Here is a 17,461-nt window from a genome sequence, read left to right on the forward strand (position 1 = left end):
CTGTGCTCCTTACCAGTTGCGGAAGCGTTTGGGCGGCTGATACAGCCCGCCCGAGGCGCGCACCAGGTCTTTCATATTGCGTGCTGCCAGCAGATCTCGCGTGGCCATGCGCTTGTCTACGCCGATATCTTCGGCGCGCTGGATGATACCGCGATCGCGCAGATTTTCCACCATGCGCTGGTCGCGTCCCAGTCCCACCGGTGTATAGCCGGCCACGCCGCGGATCGCCTGTTCGCGCTCCTCGTCGCTGCGGCACAGCAGCAGGTTGGCAATGCCTTCTTCGGTCAGGATATGGCTTACGTCGTCGCCGTAGATCATCACGGGCGGGATGGCCATGTCGGCTTGCTCCATGAGCGTCCAGGCATCGAGCTTTTCGACGAAGGCTGGCTGCATATGTTCGCGGAAGGTTTCTACCATCTGCACGACGAGCTTCTGGCCACGCGGGATGGTGTTGCGGCCCGCACGTGCCTGCGCGCCAGCTTTGAGCCACGCGGGGCTGGCGTGGCGCCGGCCGCGCGCATCGGCACCCATATTGGAGGCGCCGCCGAAGCCGGAGATGCGGCCTGCCGTGGCCGTCGAAGAATTGCCCTGCAAATCGATCTGCAGCGTCGAGCCGATGAACATATCGCAGGCATAGTGGCCGGCGGCCTGGCACATGGCGCGGTTGCTGCGCATGCTGCCGTCGGGGCCGATGGCGAAGACGTCGGGGCGGGCGTGGATGTAGTTTTCCATGCCCAGTTCCGACCCGAAGGAATGCACCGACTTGACGAAGCCCGCTTCGATGGCCGGGATCAGGGCTGGATGCGGATTGAGTGCCCAGTGCTGGCCTATCTTGCCGCGCAGGCCCAGCGATTCGGCATAGGTGGGCAGCAGCAGTTCGATCGCGGCCGTATCGAAGCCGATGCCGTGATTCAGGCGCTGCACGCCGTATTCGGCATAGATGCCTTTGATGGCCATCATCGCCATCAGCACCTGTATCTCCGAAATCTGTGCCGGATCGCGCGTGAACAGCGGTTCGATGTAGTAGGGGCGCGGCGACTGCACCACGAAGTCTACCCAGTCGGCCGGTACGTCAACCCGCGGTACTTGGTCGACGATGCGGTTGACCTGCACGATCACGATGCCCTGCTTGAACGCGGTGGCTTCGACGATGGCCGGCGTGTCTTCCGTGTTCGGCCCCGTGTACAGATTGCCGTGGCGGTCGGCCGCTTCGGCAGCAATCAGGCAGACGCGTGGTGGCAGGTCGACGAAGTAGCGGCTGAACAGTTCCAGATAAGTGTGGATGGCGCCGATATTCAGCTTGCCGGCCGAAGCCAGTCGCGCCACCCGTGCAGCCTGCGGGCCGGAGAAGGAAAAGTCCAGCCGCGCTGCGATGCCGCGCTCGAATACATCGAGGTGTTCGGGCAGGGCCAGCACAGATTGCAGCATGTGCAGCTGGTTGATGCGGGCCGGATCGAGATTGGCCAAGGCATGGCCGAGGAAATCGGCCTGTTTCTGGTTATTCCCTTCGAGGCAGACGCGGTCGCCGCATTCGAGTACGGCATGCAGCAGATCGGCGATGCGCGCCGCTGGCAGGCTTTTGCCTTCCAGCTCGCTGCCCAGCACCGTGGCGGCACGCTGCAAACGCGCCGTCCGGTTCTGCTGTAGGGTGTTCCAGTCCATTATTTTGCTCCCATGATCATGTCAGGCAGGCCGGTGGCGATGGCAGGGAAGAAGCACAGCAGCAGCACGGCCACCAGCATCAGGATCAGGAACGGGAATACGCCCCACACCACATCCTTGAGCGGAATGTCCGGTGCGATGTTCTTGATCACGAAAATATTTAGGCCCACCGGCGGGTGGATCAGGCCCATTTCCATCACTACCGTCATGACGATGCCGAACCAGATCAGGTCAAAGCCTGCATCTTTGAGTGGCGGCAGGATGATGGGCGCCGTCATCAGGATGATGGAGACGGGCGGCAGGAAGAAGCCGAATACCACTACCATCAGCAGGATCACGGCCAGCAGCAGCCACTTGGACAGGTGCAGGCTGACCACCCATGCGGCAGCGGACTGGCTGATGTGCAGATAGCTCATCACATAGGAATAGAACAGCGACATGCCGATAATCAGCAGCAGCATGGTCGACTCCTTGATCGAGGAACTGAGGATCGGCGACAGTTCGCTCGGGCGCCACACGCCGTAGATCACGGCCAGCAGCAGCATGGCCAGCAGCGCGCCCAGACCGGCGGTTTCCGACGGCGTGGCAAAGCCGCCATACAGCGCCACCATCACACCGATCAAGAGGATGATGAAGGGCAGTACGCGCGGCAGCATTTCCACTTTCTGCGCCAGCGTGAAGTGTTCGTCTTCCAGATAGGCTGATTTGGCACCGCCGTTGTTATAGACCTCGAGCGCCATGCGGTATTCCTTGCGGGCGCGGTACACGGCATAGCCGGCGAACAGCACCACCAGCAGCACGCCCGGGCCTATGCCGGCCAGGAACAATCGGCCCAGCGACTGCTCGGCTGCCACGGCATACAGAATCATGGTGATCGACGGTGGCAGCAGAATGCCCAGCGTACCGCCCGCAGCGATGATGCCGGCCGCGAAACCGGGCGAGTAGCCGCGCTTGCGCATTTCCGGAATACCGGCCGAACCGATAGCCGAGCAGGTGGCAGGCGAAGAACCGGCCATGGCTGCGAACAGTGCACAGGCAAATACGTTGGCGATGCCTAGCCCGCCCGGTATCTTGTGCATCCACGTGTGGATGGCCGAATATAAATCCTTACCGGCCGGTGATTTGCCGATGGCTGCGCCCTTCAGAATAAACAGCGGTATCGACAGCAGGGTAATCGATGCCATTTCCTCGTACACGTTCTGGGTGATGGTGTCGAGCGAAGAAGGCGGCATGCAGAAGTACATGAAGCCGGTGGCCACCACGCCCAGCGCAAACGCGATAGGCAGGCCGGAAAACATGATGACGAGGGTGGCGAGACCGTACAGCGCGCCCAGAGTCAGATCGCTCATGCGGCACGCTCCGTAACAGGTTTGTTGGTGATGCGGGCCAGCGTCTGCAGTATCAGTTGCAAGGCCAGCAGGCTCATACCGAGCGCCATCATGCCGTAGGGGATCCACAGTGGCGGGGCGAAGGTGGAGGAGGTGGTCTGGCCATCGACATAGGCTTCGTGGAACAGCGCCCACGATTTCCATGCGAAGAAGCAGCAGAACAGTGCCGACACCAGATCGACCAGCAGCAAGCGGGCCGCATTGACGCGCGGCGGTAGCAGGCCGGCAATCGCTTCGATGCCGATGTGGCCGCGCTGCGACTGCACATACGCGGTGCAGAAGAAGGTGACGCCAACCAGCATGAAGACCGATGCTTCATCCTGCCAGTCGGTAGGCGCCTGAAAGAAGTAGCGCGACACCACCGAGTAGGTCAGGATCACGGCCGTCAGCACCAGCGCGATCATCGACAGCCGCATCAGGCCACGGTTGATGGTGGCCAGCAGCGCCATGGCGGCAGCAATGGCACGGTTATCCGGCACGGCGGCGGCGCGTGCCGGTTCCAGTTCGAAGCCGTGGCTCACAGGGTTTTCTCCGCCAGTTTCAGCAGTTTGGCGCAGTTTTCATTGCGTTCGCCGTAGTCTTTCCATGCCGTGGTGCGGGCAATCGCCTGCCATTTTTTCAGCGCGGCCGGGTTCAGGTCCACCACCTTGGCTTTGGCCTTGGTGTAGACGTTGGCTACTTCCACATCGTCAGCCTTGGCGGCGTTGAGCGCGAAGGTTTCCATCTCGGCACCGACGGCCATGATGGTGGCCTGCTGTTCCTTGCTCAGGCGGTCGAACACGGCTTTCGACATCATCAGCGGCTCGAACATGAACCAGTAAGCGCCGGCACGGCCCGTGGTCAGGGCTTTGGAGACTTCTTCCAGACGGAAGGAGATCAGCGAGGTAGATGAAGTCAGCGCGGCTTCCATCGCGCCCGTCTGCATGGCCGCATAGATTTCGTTGGACGGCAGCGAGACCACGGCAGCACCGGCTGCTTTCAGGATCAGGTCCATTTCGCGCGAGCCGCCACGGATTTTCATGCCCTTGGCATCTTCCGGCTCGATCACGGGCTTGGTGCGCGATGCGACACCGCCAGCCTGCCAGATCCAGCTAATTAACACGATGCCTTTTTCGTTGAGGATGCGGCTCAGTTCCTTGCCAACTTCCGCATTCTTCCAGCCATAGGCTTGCTCGTAGGAGGTGACGAGGCCGGGCATCAGGCCGATGTTTACTTCAGGTACTTCACCGCCTGCATACGACAGCGGAACCAGCGATAGATCAAGTGCGCCCTTGCGCATGGCCGAGAACTGGGCGTTGGTTTTCATCAAAGACGAACCCGGATAGATCTCGAACTTGAGGCTGCCCTTGCTGCGTTTTTCCACTTCGGCCGCAAACATGCGGGTTAGCCGGTCGCGGAAATCGCCCTCGTTGATGGTGCCACCGGGGAACTGGTGGGAGATTTTGAGCGTGGTGTTCTGGGCCCAGGCAGGCTGCAGCAACAGGGGACTGGCGGCTAGTGCGGCCAGCACGGAGCGGCGGCTTATCTTACTCGTGGTACTCATGTTTCCTCCAAGGGGTGGGTCTATTATGCAACGCTGTTTTTTGTGTATACAAGAATATCCTGTCCAAATACATTGTCAAGCGATTTTGAACACTTATAATGAAGCTTGTTATACACAAGGTTCGAATCGCTATGACTACTCATTCCGCCACCCTGCGCGAAGAAATCGAAGAAATGATTGCTGTTGGCACGCTCAAGCCGGGCCAGCATCTGGATGAAACCGAACTGGCGGCCCGCTTCGGCGTGTCGCGTACGCCTATCCGCGAAACCCTGATCCAGCTCGCCTCCATGGGGCTTGTTGTAATCCGTCCACGGCGCGGCGCCATCGTGGCCGAACTGGGGCCTCAGCAGTTGGTTGAAATGTTTGAAATGATGTCGGAGCTGGAAGCCACCTGCGGCCGGCTGGCCGCACGCCGTATGACGCGTGAAGAACAGCAAGCGCTGCTGGCTGCCCATCAGGATTGTATGCAAGCCATGGAAGCGGAAGAGCCCGACGTGTATTACTACAAGAACGAGCTATTCCACGAAGCCATCTATGCGGGCAGCCACAACCAGTTCCTGATCGAGCAGACCCGGGCGTTGTACCGGCGTTTGCGGCCATACCGGCGCCTGCAGTTGCGCGTGCGCGACCGGCTATCGAATTCCTATCGTGAACATGATGGGGTGGTGCAGGCGATTATCGAAGGCGATGGCGAGCGCGCCGCGCAGTTGCTGCGCGAGCACGTGATGATACAGGGCCAGCGTTTCTCGGATCTGATGGCGTCGCTGCCGCAGTTGCAGCTATTTGCGGCCTGAGGCTGATTCAGCCGGCGGCGCCGCGCTGCAGTTTGACGGGGCGGGCCGCGTTCTGGGCGGGGGGCAGCAGATCCTGCAGGGTCTGCCGGTCTAGTACCGCCAGAAATGCCTCCATGGCGTCGTGTAGCGCGTGCTTGAGTACGCAATCAGGAGTGATGGCGCAGGTGTCATTGGCGCGGTCGAAGCATTCGGCCACGAAGAAGTCGCTTTCGGTGCTGCGCACCACAGCGCCGATATTGATGTCCTTGGGCTCCTTTGCCAACCGCAGGCCGCCGTTGCGGCCCCTTACGGTTTCTACCAGGCCGGCCTGTCCCAGCTGGTATACCACTTTCATCAGATGGTTTTTGGAGATGGCGTGGGAGTCGGCGATGTCCTGTATCGTCACCAGACGATCGCGGTGCGCACTCAGAAAGAGCAGCGTGCGCAAAGAATAATCGGTGAAAGAGGTCAGACGCATAAGCAGGGCAGACTAGACAGATCAGCCTGCTATTTTATTACAAGCTGGCTCCGGCTGGTATTTTGGCCTGCCCAGCCTGGGCCCAAACCCAGGCCAGCAGACTCACGACCAGACTCACCAGCACGCCCCAGGCCAGCTTCAGCGCACTGTCGAACAACAGTGGCGCGACCAGTCCCGAAACCAGCGCAAACAATATCATCTGGATGAAGGACTGCATGGAAGAGGCCAGCCCGTTATTGTTGGGGAAGTACTCCAGAGCCAGCAGCGAGAGCGGCGTCATGGCCAGCGCCAGACCGAAGGTGTAGATGAACAGCGGCGCCACCGCCCACGGTACGGCGGCAGTGAAATAGCTGTTGTAGGCCACGTTGATGACGCCGGCCGTGAGCATGATGGCAAAGCCGGCCCAGACTTGCGTAGCACGCGAATGGCGGTGGGCGAATTTGCCCGACAGGGCTGAACCTATCACCATGCCGCTAATGAGCGGTACAAACATCCATGCAAACGCCGTTTCCGGCAGGTGCAGGATATCCATCACAAAGTAGGCGGCCGAACCGATATACAGCGCCACGCCGGCAAAGCTGGTGCCCACGGCGACCGACAGCAGCAGGAACTGGCGGTGGCATACCACTTTCCAGTAATTGGCAGCGATCACGCCGGGATGGAAGGGATGGCGGTCCTTTTCCGCCAGACTTTCCGGCAGCATGCGCTGCACGGCCACGAACATCAGGATGCCGAAAGCGGCGAGGAACCAGAACACGGAACGCCAGCCGAAGCCCACCTGCAGCCAGCCGCCCAGCACGGGCGCAATGGCAGGACACAGGCCGAAGATCATCATCACATGCGACATGATCTTCTGTGCCGTGGCGCCCGAAAAGCGGTCCTGAATGATGGCGCGGCCCACGACCGAGCCGGCACCGGCGGCCAGACCCTGCACGATGCGGCAGGCCAGCAGCACGCCTATGGATGGCGCCAGTGCGCCGGCGATGGAGGCGGCGATGTACAGCAGCAGCGAAATCAGGATGACGGGACGGCGGCCGAAGGAATCGGACAGGGTGCCGTAGAACAGCATCATGAAGGCAAAGCAGAACAGGAACATGCTCAGCGTCTGCTGGATCAGCAGCGGGCTGGCATCGAGGCTGCGGGCGATGGCAGGGAAGGAGGGCAGGTAGGTATCGATGGCCAGCGGGCCGACCATGGACAGGCCGGCCAACAGCAGTGTCAGCAGAGTATTCATGTGGGAGTAGCGAGGAGTTAAGCGGGCATTTTACGCGATTTGCCGTTTTTGCATCGGCGCTGGCCCGAAGAGTAGAATGCAGCCATTCGGAATACACGGTATGGCACAACATGGCGGACATGATAGATTACTGGGACGTGCTGGCGCGGCTGGTGATAGCGCTGATTTTTGGCGGCATCATAGGACTGGATCGCAACCTGCACGGCAAGCAGACGGGCATGAAGACGCTGGGACTGGTGGCGCTGGGCGCGGCGCTGGTGACCATGGCCAGCATGGAGTTCGTCACGGCGCCCGGCAGCTACAGCCGCGAAGCGCTGAGCCGCGCCGTACAGGGCGTGATTACGGGCATAGGCTTTCTCGGTGCGGGCGTGATTGTGCTGGACCGGAATTCTTCCAAGGTGCGCGGCCTGACCACGGCCGCATCGATCTGGGTCACAGCCTGCATAGGCATAGTTTGCGGCATGGGCGGCTGGCGTATCGCCGCCATGGCGCTGGTGCTGGTGCTGGCCTTGTTTATATTGGGCCATCCGCTGGAACGGCATCTGCATAACCGCTGGATGCGCAAGACCGACAACGAGCGCGACGAGCTGACCCGCCACGAGGACTGAATGTCTGAACATCTCGGTGCGATAAATTGTAGCGGCTGTAATGGGATTGCGGGAACGGCGGGCGGGCCATTGTTCCGTCAGGCCGTGGTAGACGACATTCCGGCCATGACGCAGATACGTCTGTCGGTGCGGGAGAATGTGCTGTCCCGGCCGGACCGCATTACCTACCAGATGTATCACGATTATCTGGCCGCGCTGGGACGTGGCTGGGTAGCAGAGCTGGCCGGCGAGGTCGTGGGCTTTGCTTACGCGGACAAGACGGATGCTTCGATCTGGGCCCTGTTTGTCCTGCCCGGGCATGAAGGCAATGGACTGGGCGGGCATCTGCTCCGGCTGGCCACGGACTGGCTGTTCGAGCAGGGCCACGCGCAGCTAATCTTGAGTACCGGCGGCGGCACCAGAGCCGAGCGTTTTTATGCGGCGCAGGGCTGGTGCAAGGCGCGCGAGGAGGGCGGCGATGTGCATTTCTATCTGCCTGCACCGGCTGGCCATGCTGGCCCGCGCCAAGCGGAAGATCTATCTGCTGCTCGATGAACTGTTTTGAATCGTCTGTGCCTGCACAGGGCTTGACGGCTGCGGCCAGTCAGACCCGGCTGGCTTCGATCGATATCCTGCGCGGGCTCGCGCTGTTCGGCGTGCTGATGGTGAACCTGATCACGGAATTCCGCGTCTCCATCTTCCAGCAGTTCCTGCCGCAGCCGGCCGAAGCGCAGCTGCTGCAGCGCGCAGTGCTGGGCTTTGTGCACGAGGCGCTCGAGCTCAAGGCCTTTGCGCTGTTTTCCTTGCTGTTCGGCGTCGGGCTGGCGATGCAGTTCGAGCGGCTGGCGCCCACGGGGCGGGCCTATTACTGGCTGACGCGCCGCCTGCTGATCCTGCTGTTACTGGGGCTGATCCATTTGCTGCTGATCTGGAATGGCGACATCCTGACGGAGTACGCGCTGGCTGGCCTGCTGGTGCTGCCGCTGCTGGGCGCGCGTCGCAGCGTGCTGGCATGGACGGCGCTGGCGCTGCTGGTCATCTATCTTATTCTGCCGGGGTTGCCCTTGCCGCTGGGCTGGCCCGATGAGCAATGGCTGGCGCAGCATATCGGACGCGCCAATGCCGTCTATGCTGCAAGCAACTGGTGGCAGGTCGTGCAGTTCGGCTGGAGCGAGCTGCCGGCGCTGCTGCCGCTGCATGTGTATATTTTCCCGCGCACGCTGGCGCTGTTCGTGCTGGGCATGCTGGCGTGGCGTAGCGGACTGTTTGCTGATGCGGCGGCCCGGCGTGGCAGGCTGCTGCTGGGAGGATGCTTGCTGGGCGCGGCAGGCGTGATCCTGACCGCTGCCGGCGAGGCCGGGCTGCTGGCCAGTCTGGCACCCGTCTGTCTGGCGCTGGCATGTGCGGCGCTGCTGATCGTCGCGTTAGAATCGGCGCCCGTGCGCCGCTGCCTGCTGCCGTTTGCGGCGCTGGGCCGCATGGCGTTCACCCACTATATTCTGCAATCGCTGATCTTCGGTGCGATCTTTTTCGGCTACGGCCTCGGACAGTTCGGCAAGCTGGCGCCGGTGCCCGTGTTTGTGCTGGGCGTGGGCGTGTACGCCGTGCAGCTGCTGTTGAGCCAGATCTGGCTGCGCCATTACCGTTTCGGACCTATCGAATGGTGCTGGCGTACGCTGATGTATGGCCGCCGTCAGCCGATGAAACGGGAGATGTAATCGATTTTTTCGATAGTAAAACGGTAAATTTTGCGTTTTACAAGTGGGAAACTCGCAAGCATAATCGCTAGCACTCGAAGATATTCACCGGCCAGCTTTCCTGTCCGGTCGAGTTCTGACTAATCGTATCTCTTACCGGAGTCTCACATGAAAAAAATCCTTGCTCTGCTGATCGCTGCTGGTGTTTCGCTGTCCGCTGCCGCCGCACCGGAAAACTTCTCTTCCGATGCCAACCACACTTTTGCCCGTTTCGAATACAGCCACTTCGGCTATTCGACCCAGCAAAGCCGTTTCAATAACACCAGCGCCAAAATCGTGCTGGATCGCGCTGGCAAATCCGGTTCGGTAGAAGCCGTGATCGATGCCAAGTCGGTCGATACCGGTTCGAAACTGTTCGATGGCCACATCCAGGGTGAAGACTTCCTCGATACGGCCAAATACCCGACCATTACCTACAAGTCGACCAAGTTCAACTTCAATGGTGATACGCTGGCCAGCATCGATGGCAACCTGACCATCAAGGGCGTGACCAAGCCAGTGACGCTGACCGTGACCCATCTGCAGTGCATGGATCACCCGATGATGAAGAAACTGGCTTGCGGCGCCAATGCCACTGCCATCATCAAGCGTACCGAATTCAATGCCGGTAAATACGCACCTTACGTGGGTGACGATGTGACGCTGACGTTCGCCGTCGAAGCCATCAAGGACTGATTACACTAGCTGTAATCCGCCCAGCAGCGCACCTGCAGCCAGCAGCCATAGCAAATGGATGCGGGTGCGCCAGATCAGCAGTCCCGCCAGTATCGATAGGGACCACAGTTTCCAGTCCTGCTGCCAGTCGCGATGCGCACTGCCGAGGATGATCCCCACCGAAACCATTAGCCCCACCACAACCGGCGCCATGCCTTGTTTGAAGGCGCGCACGCCCAGCAGTTCGCGGTTTTCATGGCCCCAGCGCGCTGCCAGATAGGTGAGGGTCGTGGACGGTATCAATATGCCCAGCATGGTCACGCCCACGCCGGCAAACGCGGCCAGATAGCTGCCCGTATTCAATCCCACTTTCCAGCCCATCAGCGCCACAAACAGCACATTCGGTCCCGGTGCCGCCTGCGCAATCGCAATCGCATCGTTGAACTGGGCTTGCGTCAGCCAGTGGTGTTCTTCCACCAGAAAACGGTGCATTTCCGAGGTGGTGGAGATGGCCCCGCCTATCGACATTAGCGATAGCAGCAGATAGTGGCCAAACAGATTGAGCCAGTCGCCCAGCGTGAGGGCCAGTTGCAAGGGGGCTTCTGTCATGGCTGCTCCCGTTTCAGTGTGCGGTAGGTACAGGCCACGCCTATGCTGCCCAGACTGAGCAGGGTGTAGGCCAGTGGCAGGTGCAACAGCACCACGAAAATCACGCAGAACACGGCCAGCAGGGCGGAAATCCACCAGCGCAGCGGATGTTTGCGCAGCGAAGCGGCCAGCTTGAGGCCGGTAGCCGCGATCATGCCGGCAGAAACGGCAGCCATGCCGCGCAGCGCACCGGTGACGGCGGCCACATCGGCAAATTGGGCGTGCAGCACGGCCAGCGCCAGCACTACCATCAGCGGCACGGCCAGCATGCCGGCCAGCGCTGTGAGAGCGCCGCGCAGGCCGAAATAGCGCCCACCTATCATCAGCGCCAGATTGACCACATTGGGGCCGGGCATGATTTGCGCGACCGCCCACTCTTCAATGAATTCTTCTTTAGTGAGCCAGCGCTTGCGTTCGACCAGTTCGCGCTGCACCACGGCCAGTACGCCGCCAAAGCCTTGCAAGGCCAGCAGAGTGAAGGAAACGAAGAGATCGAGCAGGGAGGCGGGTTGCGGGTGGTCGGGCGTGCGGGTCATGAGGCATTATCGCGCCGCTCTTGCCCTGTGTCTATGTCGGTTTCCACGCATGAAAACTATATTTGCCGGCGATGGGAGCCTGATATTGACTTTTGTCGTGACTGGTTAATAATCTCGTAGCATCGGTTTGCGATCATGCAGTTTTTCTTCCTTTAACAGGTATCAGGACAACCATGAATCAGACAGCCACTACCCATTTGCTCAAACCCCGCCGTAATGCTCTTGTCAGTGCTGCCGTCGACCGCGGCATATTAGTCCAGAGCAATTTCAACACCATGTGCGCGATCGAGTACATGAAGTCCCATAACATCCCCGCCGAAGTGATAGAGCGGGTGCTGCTGGAGCCGGAATTGCGCCGCAAACTGCAGCAGCTAGCAGGTTTTTGATGTTTACTTATACACAAAGCATGTTAGCAAGAATTTTTTTTCAAATAAATTCGCGTGACAATCAGTGAGATTTTAAGTCATTGATTATTAAGGAAATTATTTTTGCCTGATTCATGGGCAGTTTGTTGAAAACCGCATGGTTACAGGCTTTGTGGGCTGTCAAGAGGGGCTTTTCCACATAGATATCCACAGCCTCTGTGGATATCGGCAAAAGTGCTTTAACAATCCGATACTTAAGTGAGACTTAAGTAATAATCAAGCGCTCGAAGGCTGTTTCGATGCGGCCAGTAGTTGGCGTGCCAACTCGAGTTCTGCACGTAGTTGCAGGGTCTGCTGATGGGCTTGTTGCAGCCCTTCATACGCCCGCAACGAGGCGATCACGGTAGTGAACAGCTTGCGCGTGGTGAGGTCGGTCTTGCACCAGAAGTCGTTGATATCGTAATCGAGGATGATGCTGTGTTCGAGTGCCTGACCGGGCTGGCCCGTGCGCAGCACGATGCGGACCAACTGGTTGTGCAGGGTTTCGCGGATCTGGCGCGCTACGGTCAGGCCGGCATCGCTGGTCTCCATGATAACGTCGAGTAGCACCAGCGCAATATCGGGATTGTCGGCCAGTACGGCCAGCGCTTCATCGCCGCTATAGGCGTGCAAAAAGCTCAGGCGGCGACCCTGGAAGCAGACATTGCTGAGCGAGAATTTCGTCACCACATGCACGTCCACATCGTCGTCGACGATGAGGATGCGCCACGGTGCCGGGCCGGCCGGGGCCTCGGGTTTGCTGGCCAGAGCGGTCTCTGTGCCCGATTCCGCTTCGTCTTCTATGATCCAGTCAGTGTCTTCGTCGTTGTGATTCATGCATCAATTCCACGGTGAGTCGAAGAAAGAATAGCGGTTGTATGGCTCACACTATTCCTTGCTGCAAGGTTTGTCAAAGATTTCGCGTGTTTGGAAAAGCCACTGTCTCGCGCATTATACTGGCGCCGCAAAAAAATATTTTTCAGGCGCCCAAGGCGGCCCCCGTCGGCTGCCAAGGCCTGTGCTAAGTGCTTGATTTTATTAGGTGAAAAAATTGCTCGAAGAATGGGCAATTTGTTCTAACGGGCGCCGTTACAGGCGTTCTCGGCTGTCAAGTGGGGCTTATTCACAAGCTTATCCACAGTTGGTGTGGATATCTGTGAAAAGTGCTTACGGTGCACCAGTTTAGCGCGTAAAAATAAGGTTGATTGTCAGCCCGTGCGGGTTTTGAGCTGTTCCAACTGGGCTAGAAAACGTTCGCATGCCAGCGTTGCTTCCCATGGTTCCCAGGCCTGGCCGCCATAGATGGCAACCAGCGGGTCCGTAGTCAGTGGCTGCGCGCGGATCTGCAGCGTGCGCCGCACTTCGGCGGCCGACCAGCCCACCACATGGACCGCTTCGCTGGCAGCGGCCAGATGGTCGGCCCGCTTGTGGGCGGCATAGTCACGCTGGTTCCAGCGCGGCAGGCCGTAGCGCAGAAACACGGCCTGTTCCAGCCGCTGGCTCAGCGCTTTGAAGCCTGCCCCCAGAAACGGCTTGAGCGGCGAAATGCAGTCGAACCCGAGCAGGCCTTCTTCCGCGTCGTGCAGCAGTTCACGCAGCGCTTCCAGTGGCGCCAGCGCCTTGCCGCGGGCCAGACTGTCGGCCGCGCGCAGATGCATGACGCTGAGCGAATGCTGGGCTACCGACAACGGGCGCGTCCACGCTGAATGGCCACCCCAGCGGTAGGTGCGCGCCAGCCCCAGTGCCAGATCGCTGTCATCCCAGTCGAACGGCGTGGGGTCTAGCAGGTCGAGGCGGCGGGCGGAGGGCATGCGCACCCAGGCGCGTGGTTCGGTACTGGCCATGATGTGTCCTTGTGCTGCAGGGTATGGGGCAAATAGTCGCCCGTGCCTGCATCTTAGCCTTGTACGCCGATAAAGTTAAATTTCCTTTTCTGCCGCCAGGCCGGCACCGCCCAGCGCGGCGCAAGCCTGCTGCAGCGCCGCCGTGACTTCCGGCAGCAAGGCCAGCGTGGCGGCCAGGTCGCCGCGCATGGCGGCCTCTTCCATGTGGGCACACAGCGTGTGCAGGTGGTTGTCGCTCAGATAACTGGCACTGCCTTTGAGTGCGTGGATGGCGGCGGCCGCCATGGCCGGATTTTCCGCTGCCAGCGCGCCGCGTGCCGCTTCCAGCCGGCGTGGCGCTTCTTCCAGAAAGGCCAGCGTGATGCGCTGCATATGGCTGGACGACATGCCGGACAGGGGCTGGATATGGAGAGCCGCGCTGCTGCCGCCAGTCTGGCTGGCCGCCTGTTGCGCGGCGCTGATAATCTGGGCCGAAGCGCGCCGTGCGGCGGGTGCCACGTCAAATTGGGCATCGAGCGCTTCCGCGCTGTGCATGGCACGATAGCTGTGCTGGCCCAGCGCCAGCGGCTTGCCACAGCTCAGGTGGCGCGCGATGATCTGTTCGATCTGGTCGTACAGCAGGTGCTCGTCGACCGGCTTGCTGAGGAAACCATCCATGCCCACCGCCAGATAGCGCTGGCGGTCGTGCTCGCTGGCATTGGCGGTGAGGGCGATGATGGGCACGCTCGCATCGAGCACGCGGTAATCGTCGCTACCGCCGCTGCGGATCAGGCGCGCGGCCTGCTCGCCATCCATCATCGGCATGCGGCCATCCATCAGCACCAGATCGTACTGGCTGTTGCTCAGCGCATGCAGGGCTTGCAGGCCGTTTTCCACCATGCGCACCTCGTGGCCCATGTTTTCCAGCAAGGTGCTGACGATGATCTGGTTGGTGCGCACGTCTTCGGCGCACAGGATGCGCAGACGGTAGCTATGCCGTTCGCTGCGCGGCAGACGCGAGGTATCGGCCTGCGGCGCGTTGCCTGCTGCCATGGCCAGCGTAAAGCTAAAGGTAGAGCCCACGCCGAGCTGGCTCTGGACGGCTATCGAACCGCCCATCAGTTCGACCAGCTCCTTGCAGATGGCCAGACCCAGCCCCGTACCGCCGTAACGGCGCGTGGTGGACTGGTCGGCCTGCTCGAATTTCTGGAACAGGCGCGGCAGGGCGGCGGCCGGAATGCCGGGGCCCGTATCGCTGACATCGAAGCTGATGCTGTGCTGGCCTGCGAGCGTGAGGATGGTCGAAACCCGCAGGCTGACTTCGCCGCGATCGGTGAATTTGATGGCATTGCCCAGCAGGTTGAGCAGAATCTGGCGCAAACGGGTAGGGTCGCCGCGCACGTAGCGCGGCAAGTCCAGTGCCAGATTGGTGCGCAGCAGCAGGCTCTTGGCATCAGCCTGGGTCTGTAAGATGCCCACCGCATCGTCGATCAGTTCGTTCAAATCGAAATCGACGGATTCGATAGTAAGCCGGCCTGCGTCGATTTTGGAAAAGTCCAGAATATCGTTGAGGATGGCCAGCAGCGATTCGCTGTTCTGCAGGCCGATGCGCAGATATTCTTCGGTGCGGCCCTGCACGGCCTGATCGCGCATGGCGAATTTGATCATGCCGATCACGCCGGCCAGCGGCGTGCGGATGTCGTGGCTCATGGCCGACAGGAAGTCGATGCGGTGGCGGCTCACCACTTCCGCATGTTCCTTGGCCACGCTGAGCTGGGCCGTGCGCTCCTGCACGCGCTGCTCCAGCGTGTTGCGCAGCAGGCGGATCTGGTCGGCCAGCGCAAACGCCAGCAGTACGCCGTCCAGCGTGCCACCCAGCAGCGTGAAGAGCTGGGCATTGCTGACCATGGCCGGAATCAGGCCCAGGTTGGCGGGCAGGATGAGCAAGCCCGGCACCATCAGCGCCACAAAGCCCAGCACGAAGAAGCGGGCCGGATAATAGCCGCGGCGCCACACCACGATGCCGCTGATCAGGGCCAGCGTCATCCAGATGCTGATCACGATGGTGGCGATGGTGTGGGCATAGCTGAGCGCAAAGAAGCAGCTAGGCAGCGTCAGCAGCGGCAGGATCAGGTTGATGCGGCTATAGCGGTACAGCCGTGGCGCATAGTCCTGCAGGCGCAGGAAGCTGGTGTAGAACAGCGTGCTGAGTACGGGCAGCAGGAAGAACGGGACATAATGCCAGTGCAGATTGTGCCAGTCGAACAGGTCGGCCGAGACGTGGAAAGTCATGCCCCAGGCTAGCGCATAGCACAGCACATACAGCGAGTAGTACAGCGAGGAGCGGTCGCGCGTGATGGAATAGATGAAGAAGTTGAACACCGTCAGCGCCAGCAGTGCACCGAGCGAACCGATGATCAGCACGTTTTCCGAGGCCACCAGCTGCTGGTACTGGGCGCGCGGCAGCACCGACATCACGGGCGTGCGCGCATAGTAGGGGCTGGAGAAGCGGATCAGGATCTGGTAGCGCTGGCCGGGCAGCAGATCCATGTCACGGCCATAGTGCAGCAGATAGGCGTGGGGCTGACGATAGCCGGTCAGCATCTGGCGTACGCTGCCATCGGGGCCGTATAGCTGGATATCGACCAGATCAATTAGCGTGTCGTTGGGATCGATGACCCAGGCCGCCTGCTGGCTGTCGTTGCGCAGTTCCGCCACCAGCCAGTAGTGGCCGCCCAGCAGGTCGACCTTGCTGGCCGGTTTGAGCTGGCTGACAAACTGGGGCAGGCTGGCGGCATCGACCGGGAAAGGCTGGCCTTCGTCGCTGTACAGGTGGGCATGCTGGAGCAGATCGACGCTGCTGCCGTTCAGGCCGACGACGGGGCTGGGGCTCTGCGCCTGCGCCGGGGCCAGCTGCAGGGCTGCCCACAGCAACACAGCCAGCAGCCGGAGCAGCCCGTATCCGCCGTGCGCCAGCCAGCGCCGCAGCTGCGTAGGCACGCAAGTCTGGCCGGTGCTCGGTGGCGGCAATTGGCGGCGCGCAAAGCTCATAAGGGGGGCGGGATAGCGACGGCGGTCGGGTTGGCAAGGAGAGAGCATTTTATATGAGAACTTAGTGCCAGAAAGTAAAAATTGATCTTTGGCACGTTGTCACTGTCGCATTCGGGCAGGTAAGATGGTGGTTTTTGCTGCGGGAAAGCCACTATGCTCATTACGCCAGAACAGTTGATCGGATTTCTAGGGGCGGCCATGCTGATCACCGTGTCGCCGGGACCGGATAACCTGATGGTGCTCAGCGTGGGTATGTCGCGCGGCCGCCGCCAGGGTATGGTGTTCGGGCTGGGCTGTGCGCTGGGTTGCCTCAGCCACACGCTGCTGGCCACGCTCGGCGTGAGCGCCTTGATCAAGGCCTCGCCGCTGGCCTTCGGTGCGCTCAAGTTGCTCGGTGGTGCTTATCTGATCTGGCTGGGCATAGGTGCTTTGCGTAGCCGCGGCGGCGCACGGGTGGAAGGCAGCGGCCTGCCACAAGAAAGTCTGGGTCAGCTATTTGCCAAAGGCCTGTTTGCGAATGCCATCAATCCCAAGGTGGTGCTGTTTTTCCTGTCCTTCCTGCCCCAGTTCGTGCTGGCCGAGCGCGGCGACGTGAGCTGGCAGACGGCCCAGCTGGGCGTGCTGTTTACTTTGCAAGGCGTGCTGATCTTCGGACTGTTAGGCTATTTTTCCGGCAGCGTGGGCAGCTGGATCAACCGCCACCCGGGCGCCGGCATGTGGATGGACCGCGTGGCCGGGGCGATTTTTGTGGGGCTGGGCCTGAAACTGCTAGTTAGCCGATAATTCTGCCCGGCTGTCATCACCCTGTCACGTTGAGCAGCGATACTGTCTCTGCTCTTTCAAGTCTCTCCCGATTTGAAATTTTCCTCGGCCCGTGCTCATCCACGGGCCTTTTTTTTGTCGCACACTTTTTGCAGGGGCGC

18 protein-coding genes are annotated in these 17,461 nt (G+C 60.8%); 7 read left to right on the forward strand and 11 right to left on the reverse strand.

Features of this window, described 5'->3' with window-relative positions; genetic code table 11:
* Window positions 1–9 precede the first annotated feature (9 nt).
* The 4 genes from mdcA to GM655_RS13760 are packed head-to-tail and all read right to left on the reverse strand — an operon-like array spanning window position 10 to window position 4,593.
* Window positions 10–1,662, reverse strand: a complete 1,653-nt coding sequence (gene mdcA / locus GM655_RS13745) for a malonate decarboxylase subunit alpha (RefSeq protein WP_155435217.1) — start codon at window positions 1,660–1,662, stop codon at window positions 10–12.
* On the reverse strand, window positions 1,662–3,011 hold the full coding sequence (locus GM655_RS13750) for a TRAP transporter large permease (protein ID WP_155435218.1): 1,350 nt from the start codon (window positions 3,009–3,011) through the stop codon (window positions 1,662–1,664). Before GM655_RS13750 ends, mdcA begins: the two co-directional genes overlap by 1 nt.
* Window positions 3,008–3,571: a TRAP transporter small permease gene (locus tag GM655_RS13755; protein WP_371866809.1), complete on the reverse strand. Its 564-nt coding sequence runs from the start codon at window positions 3,569–3,571 to the stop codon at window positions 3,008–3,010. Before GM655_RS13755 ends, GM655_RS13750 begins: the two co-directional genes overlap by 4 nt.
* Entirely contained in the window at window positions 3,568–4,593 is a 1,026-nt protein-coding gene (locus tag GM655_RS13760) for a TRAP transporter substrate-binding protein (RefSeq protein WP_155435220.1), read from the reverse strand. Before GM655_RS13760 ends, GM655_RS13755 begins: the two co-directional genes overlap by 4 nt.
* A 131-nt stretch (window positions 4,594–4,724) precedes the next feature.
* Between GM655_RS13760 and GM655_RS13765 the strand changes: the two genes are divergently transcribed.
* Window positions 4,725–5,387: a GntR family transcriptional regulator gene (locus GM655_RS13765; protein ID WP_155435221.1), complete on the forward strand. Its 663-nt coding sequence runs from the start codon at window positions 4,725–4,727 to the stop codon at window positions 5,385–5,387.
* Window positions 5,388–5,394: 7 nt separating this feature from the next.
* On the opposite strand, the gene GM655_RS13770 is transcribed toward GM655_RS13765, so the two are convergent.
* On the reverse strand, window positions 5,395–5,844 hold the full coding sequence (locus GM655_RS13770; RefSeq protein WP_155435222.1) for an RrF2 family transcriptional regulator: 450 nt from the start codon (window positions 5,842–5,844) through the stop codon (window positions 5,395–5,397).
* 37 nt (window positions 5,845–5,881) lie between these two features.
* Window positions 5,882–7,078, reverse strand: coding sequence for a multidrug effflux MFS transporter (locus tag GM655_RS13775; protein ID WP_155435223.1), 1,197 nt, complete (start codon window positions 7,076–7,078; stop codon window positions 5,882–5,884).
* Between the two features lie 119 nt (window positions 7,079–7,197).
* On the opposite strand from GM655_RS13775, the gene GM655_RS13780 reads away from it, so the two are divergent.
* From GM655_RS13780 to GM655_RS13795, 4 genes are all read left to right on the forward strand, one after another.
* Complete coding sequence (locus GM655_RS13780; protein WP_155435372.1) at window positions 7,198–7,686, forward strand: MgtC/SapB family protein; 489 nt, start codon at window positions 7,198–7,200, stop codon at window positions 7,684–7,686.
* Entirely contained in the window at window positions 7,687–8,220 is a 534-nt protein-coding gene (locus GM655_RS13785) for a GNAT family N-acetyltransferase (protein WP_308807412.1), read from the forward strand.
* On the forward strand, window positions 8,217–9,383 hold the full coding sequence (locus GM655_RS13790) for a DUF418 domain-containing protein (RefSeq protein ID WP_155435224.1): 1,167 nt from the start codon (window positions 8,217–8,219) through the stop codon (window positions 9,381–9,383). The genes GM655_RS13785 and GM655_RS13790 overlap by 4 nt, the downstream gene beginning before the upstream one ends.
* Before the next feature lie 147 nt (window positions 9,384–9,530).
* Window positions 9,531–10,097, forward strand: coding sequence for a YceI family protein (locus GM655_RS13795; protein WP_155435225.1), 567 nt, complete (start codon window positions 9,531–9,533; stop codon window positions 10,095–10,097).
* Here GM655_RS13795 and GM655_RS13800 read toward each other — a convergent pair whose 3' ends face one another.
* Together GM655_RS13800 and GM655_RS13805 are read right to left on the reverse strand one after the other, a co-directional pair.
* Window positions 10,098–10,685, reverse strand: coding sequence for a chromate transporter (locus GM655_RS13800; protein WP_155435226.1), 588 nt, complete (start codon window positions 10,683–10,685; stop codon window positions 10,098–10,100).
* Window positions 10,682–11,260, reverse strand: coding sequence for a chromate transporter (locus GM655_RS13805; protein ID WP_155435227.1), 579 nt, complete (start codon window positions 11,258–11,260; stop codon window positions 10,682–10,684). The genes GM655_RS13800 and GM655_RS13805 overlap by 4 nt, the downstream gene beginning before the upstream one ends.
* 173 nt (window positions 11,261–11,433) lie before the next feature.
* Between GM655_RS13805 and GM655_RS13810 the strand changes: the two genes are divergently transcribed.
* On the forward strand, window positions 11,434–11,646 hold the full coding sequence (locus GM655_RS13810) for a hypothetical protein (RefSeq protein WP_155435228.1): 213 nt from the start codon (window positions 11,434–11,436) through the stop codon (window positions 11,644–11,646).
* 255 nt (window positions 11,647–11,901) lie between these two features.
* Here GM655_RS13810 and GM655_RS13815 read toward each other — a convergent pair whose 3' ends face one another.
* The 3 genes from GM655_RS13815 to GM655_RS13825 form a co-directional block, all read right to left on the reverse strand.
* Window positions 11,902–12,501 (reverse strand): hypothetical protein, encoded by a 600-nt coding sequence (locus GM655_RS13815; RefSeq protein WP_229632563.1) that lies wholly within the window; start codon window positions 12,499–12,501, stop codon window positions 11,902–11,904.
* A gap of 371 nt (window positions 12,502–12,872) precedes the next feature.
* Window positions 12,873–13,508, reverse strand: a complete 636-nt coding sequence (locus GM655_RS13820; protein WP_155435229.1) for a phosphohydrolase — start codon at window positions 13,506–13,508, stop codon at window positions 12,873–12,875.
* Window positions 13,509–13,583: 75 nt separating this feature from the next.
* Window positions 13,584–16,538, reverse strand: coding sequence for a hybrid sensor histidine kinase/response regulator (locus GM655_RS13825; RefSeq protein WP_229632564.1), 2,955 nt, complete (start codon window positions 16,536–16,538; stop codon window positions 13,584–13,586).
* Between the two features lie 153 nt (window positions 16,539–16,691).
* Here GM655_RS13825 and GM655_RS13830 point away from each other — a divergent pair, with 153 nt between their 5' ends.
* A complete protein-coding gene (locus GM655_RS13830) occupies window positions 16,692–17,321 on the forward strand; it encodes a LysE family translocator (protein WP_155435230.1) in 630 nt (209 codons plus the stop codon).
* Window positions 17,322–17,461: the final 140 nt, after the last annotated feature.

Source organism: Pseudoduganella danionis, from assembly GCF_009720775.1.
In the GTDB taxonomy this organism is placed as follows: Bacteria; Pseudomonadota; Gammaproteobacteria; order Burkholderiales; family Burkholderiaceae_D; genus Rugamonas; species Rugamonas danionis.